This window comes from Acinetobacter sp. ACNIH3 (assembly GCF_002918965.1).
Classification (GTDB): Bacteria; Pseudomonadota; Gammaproteobacteria; order Pseudomonadales; family Moraxellaceae; genus Acinetobacter; species Acinetobacter schindleri.
On the sequence record NZ_PQLP01000134.1, the window covers coordinates 1 to 1,101 of the forward strand.

The following is a 1,101-nucleotide window of genomic DNA, read 5'->3' on the forward strand; positions in this document are numbered from 1 at the left end:
TAGGACTTACGCACTGTTATTTATAGACTCTCTGTGGTAGCAGATGATTTTTATCGAGAATAAAGTCATCAATGAAGTTTTTGATAATTGGTCTAAATAATTTCTTCTGCCAACGATATACATTTTCAAAGATCCGCTCAAACTGGTTCTTTTGTATCTCAACGTAGGCCATCAAGGCTGAAAAAATATGATTCAAAATCAGTTTAGATCGTCTTACTTGAAACTTTTCAATATGACAAACCTGTTTAATCACCCGGTGATATTGCTCTATTTTCCAATGACTTGAATGTAATTCATGAAAACCCTCAAAGGACAATAAATCATCTTCATCTTGATGCACAATATAAAACCTCTGCTGTTCTTTTAACTGAGTCTTAAATAATTGTACAAAGCCAAAATCTTTGAGCCAGACCACTTGACCCTGATGGAAATCTGGCAATAAACGCAGTTGAAACCATTGTCCTTTTTCTGGGGAAACCTTACGGTTACAGTCGATACCAAACATAAATCGAATACCATATTTTCTTATGGTTTTTAGATTTCCAGTCGATGAATACCAACTATCACCTGTAATAAATTGAATCTTTGCACCCCAACTAAGTACTTCACTTAACATATCCATAAAGTAATCATTCTTGGTTTTACTTTCAGATTTGTCATAAATTCGGAAATTAATTGGAATATTTTGACCATTTTGATCTGTCGCATACAAGGTAATGAGATTAATACCCTTGACGGATCGGTGGTGTTTGCCTGACCAAAAATAGCTAACCAAGTCCATATGTTGACTATATGGTTTATCTAAAACAGTATCATCAATACTGACTATAAGCTTATTATTATCAATATGTTGAATTGCTTCTTGATATAGGTCGTGAGGTGTGTAGTCTTCACGCTCTAGAAAGCGATTTACACTATCATGCGAGATATTATAAGTCTCGGCAAGTTGTGTGCAGCTAATAGAGTTCGGTTCTGTCATGAGAAAGCCCATATAAATGGGTAATGTACAAGTTGCTGTAGAAGCATGTTTAGTTCGTCTGATCACAGATACGTTATAAACTATTGTAATACTTTTTTGAATCCGTCAATGCGTAAGTCCTA

Annotated in this window: 1 protein-coding gene; it reads right to left on the reverse strand. The window is 34.7% G+C overall.

The window, feature by feature from the left end; translation table 11 throughout:
* Nucleotides 1-16 precede the first annotated feature (16 nt).
* On the reverse strand, nt 17-1,045 hold the full coding sequence (locus tag C3420_RS17065) for a transposase (protein WP_103801101.1): 1,029 nt from the start codon (nt 1,043-1,045) through the stop codon (nt 17-19).
* Nucleotides 1,046-1,101: the final 56 nt, after the last annotated feature.